The organism is Bacillus sp. JJ1503, from assembly GCF_036965125.1.
GTDB lineage: Bacteria > Bacillota > Bacilli > Bacillales > Cytobacillaceae > Cytobacillus.
This window is the reverse complement of the sequence record NZ_JBALOZ010000355.1, coordinates 1-3490: the sequence shown is the minus strand read 5'-3', so window position 1 is coordinate 3490 and position 3490 is coordinate 1. Positions and strand designations below refer to the sequence as shown.

Genomic DNA, 3490 nt, shown 5'->3' with positions numbered 1-3490 from the left:
ATATAAAGATGGGGCTCAATCAAGCTGGATGGCCCAAACAACTGGAGACCCTGAGTGGGCTGCTAAATTAAATGAAGCTGAAACTCGATACAATCTTTTATTCTCTTCAAAAGATTCATACGAGAAAACAAAACAATTTCTAGCAACGGAAAACTTAACGGAGATCGAAAAACGTCAGCTTCAACTTCTATTAAGCGAAATGGAAGGTAATCAACTCCCTGAAGAAGTGATTGCTGATATATCAAAACGCTCTTCTGAACTAAATTTATTATTTAACACATACACACCTGAAGTGGATGACAAGAAGTATTCTGCCAATGAAATTCGAGATATCTTGGTTAATAGTGATGACCAAGAATTACGCAAAAAAGTATGGTTTGCAAGTAAGGAAGTTGGTAAAGTCGTAGAAAAAGACCTGCTTGAGCTTGTGAAGAAGCGCAATGAAGCTGCGCAACTACTTGGTTATGATAACCATCATCAAATGGGCTTTGCTCTTCAAGAACTTGACCGTGACGAGGTATTCGCTATTTTCAACGAACTTATTGCTCAATCAGATGAAGCCTACCGCTCGATGAAGAAAAAACTAGATGAACGTTTAGCAACTAGATTTGGGATTAATCCAGAGGATATACGCCCATGGCATTATGTCGATCCTTTTTTCCAAGAGGCACCACCATCTGATTCAACCAATCTAGATCCTTTTTACCAAGGGAAGGATATTGTCCAAATCACAACAGATACGTTTAACTCAATGGGAATGGAAATTGATGACCTATATGCAAAAAGTGATTTGTTCCCTAGAGAAAAGAAAAACCCAACAGCCTTTTGCATGGATATTGATCGCGAAGGTGACGTACGTGTCCTTTGTAACTTAATGGAAGATGCGTATTGGATGGAAACGAACCTACATGAGTTTGGCCATGCGGCTTATTTTAAATATGTAGACTCTAACCTTCCTTTCGGATTACGTAAAGAAAGTCATATCTTAACAACTGAATCGATCGCGATGTTATTTGGAAAAATGGGCAAAGATCCTCGTTGGTTAAAGCGCTTCTTACAAGTTGATGAAGCAACAGTAAATGAGCTTGCTCCTGAATTAGAAAAGTACCAACAGTTACAAATGCTTATTGCAGTAAGATGGATTATTACCTTTGTATTTTTTGAAAAAGAACTGTATGAAAATCCCGATCAAGATTTAAACGCTTTATGGTGGAAAACTGTAAATGAAGTTCAGCTAGTCACTCCTCCTGATTCAACTGATAATCCCGATTGGGCTGCAAAAATTCATTTTACACTCGCACCTGTTTACTACCAAAATTATCTACTTGGAGAATTAATGGCAGCACAGCTTCTTTGTCATATTGAAACGGAGATTTCTCCTGAATTTTTCACAAAAGAAACGGGAGAAATGCTTATCAATCAATTCTTTAAACCAGCTGCCCTTTATGACTGGAATGAAAAAATTAGCCGTGTAACGGGTGAAAAATTAAATCCTGCTCACTTTGTTGATGTTTATTGCAAAACTCAGGTAAAAAGTTAATTTGTGAAAAAAAGGATAGCTAGGACTATATGGTCTAAGCTATCCTTTTCCTAATTATTTTGCCTCCATTTATGATGCGGTTCCCCAATATTAATGCTAAATTACTTAATCAACAAACTGGCCCTTTTCATGAAGANNAAAGCGCCCGATTGTTGAAGATCGTTATTGAACTAAAGCCCCCAGTTACTTTAAGTGTAAATCTTCACAATCTGTTTCTTAAATCAAACAAGCAAAAAGGCGATGCCTTTAATCAAGCATCGCACTCGTAACTTGAATATAAATTCACTTTTTTTCCATTACTGCAAAGTAATTATTTTCACTATCTGCAAAATTAAATACTCTACCTGAAGGCATATTTACAATTTCACCGACAGTAACATTTTTGTTTGATAAGTCACTATATAAATTATCGAAATTTTTCGAGAAGAACATTAAAGAAGGTATTCCAAGGTTTAATTCAGGTGACATTTTCGCAATAAATTCCTTATTATGAAGAATAATGCTTGTTTCAGCTTCTTTAGTTGGAGCAATTTCAATATATCTGAACCCTTGACCATTGTCTTCCTCTGAAATTACACTAAACCCTACTTTTTCTGTCCAAAACTCCTTTGCTTCATCTTGGTTATTAACATACAACATGATTTGACCAACTTGACTAATCATTGATTTTTACACTCCCTTATAAAAGTAATTACAAAACTAAATGCTCCTAAATCTTACTAACGCTGAAAACAGCGTTACGGTAACTCTACTTCAGCGATTCCACAAGCTCGTTCAAACGGTCCCAAGTTTCGGTGATGCCCTGCACCATGCCCATGTCCATGACGTTCTTAAGTGCCTCTGCGGACACATATTCAGCACGGTTTATCAGCTTCGTCTTTCCATCCAAATCGATGAATTCCAATGTGATCTCGGTGGACGGCATGGAGTCATTTATATTGCCTTCGGCATCCGAAAAGTAATCGGTGTAGACAATCTTCTCCGGCTCGATAATCTCTTTATAAACCCCTTTGCCCCAGGATTCCATACCAAAAAATTGACCCTGATTCTGATCTACGCACTTCATACAGTAATGCCAAACACCTCCCGGTCGGAAATCGACGGTGCAGACCGGAATCTCCCAGCCCCTCGGTCCCCACCAGCGTTTTAGATGCTCCGACTCTTTAAACATCTTGAATACGAGATCGCGTGGCGCATCGAAAATGCGCTCCAGCACCAGTACCCGATCATTCTCTACTCTCGATACCATTGCGTTGTTTGACATCGTAATTCCTCCTTGAACATGAAAATGATTTTATGATTTTTCCTTGCTCTGCAATTCCTTCAAATAATCATCTAAATTGTCGAATCTTTCTTGCATCACGCGCAGGAAGGATTGTATCCAAGAATCCAGCTCTTGGAAGGGCTCGGCACGGAGTTTGTAGATGCGGCGGTTAGCTTCAGCCTGCACTTCCACAATCCCGTTGTCGCTTAGCACTTTTAGATGTTTCGAAGTTTGGGGCTGCCTCAATCCCAGCTGGTCGGCGATTTCCCCCACTGTCAGGGGACCGTCACGCAAGAGTTCGACGATATTCATACGATTTGGTTCAGACAAAGCGCTCAGCGTCGTCATGTTCACGCCCGGAATTTTCCCTGACATTTTCTCACCTCGTCAATTGATGGTCTCCGGTAAAATCACATCTACATCATCACTAGTCTTATCGTCCTGCTGAATCGATTATACCCAATTAGGAATATTCCCGTCAAGGAATATTTTAAAATTAATGTGATACCGGGGTTAGTGTTTAATTATATAGAATTTTCCTATAAATTTTTTCTTCCACTATCCTGCCCGTTAGTTTAAGTACAATCCTTCACAATCTCATCTATATTTTAACTTAAATACCTAGTTTTCATTAATGGTGTTATTCAACAATCTGGCCCTTTTCATTAAGAAAGACGCTTTCCTTA

At 38.8% G+C, this 3490-nt stretch carries 4 protein-coding genes; 1 reads left to right on the top strand and 3 read right to left on the bottom strand.

Annotation, left to right across the window (positions count from 1 at the left end; translation table 11 throughout):
- A partial coding sequence (locus tag V7149_RS22550; protein WP_335347825.1) for a M2 family metallopeptidase occupies window positions 1-1540 on the top strand: 1540 nt, incomplete at its 5' end.
- A gap of 282 nt (window positions 1541-1822) precedes the next feature.
- On the opposite strand, the gene V7149_RS22545 is transcribed toward V7149_RS22550, so the two are convergent.
- The 3 genes from V7149_RS22545 to V7149_RS22535 form a co-directional block, all read right to left on the bottom strand.
- Window positions 1823-2203 carry a VOC family protein gene (locus V7149_RS22545; RefSeq protein WP_335347824.1) on the bottom strand — a complete coding sequence of 127 codons (381 nt, stop codon included), beginning with the start codon at window positions 2201-2203 and terminating at the stop codon, window positions 1823-1825.
- An 85-nt stretch (window positions 2204-2288) separates the two neighbouring features.
- Window positions 2289-2804 (bottom strand): SRPBCC domain-containing protein, encoded by a 516-nt coding sequence (locus V7149_RS22540; protein WP_335347823.1) that lies wholly within the window; start codon window positions 2802-2804, stop codon window positions 2289-2291.
- Between the two features lie 30 nt (window positions 2805-2834).
- Entirely contained in the window at window positions 2835-3179 is a 345-nt protein-coding gene (locus V7149_RS22535; protein ID WP_335347822.1) for an ArsR/SmtB family transcription factor, read from the bottom strand.
- Between the last annotated feature and the right edge of the window lie 311 nt (window positions 3180-3490).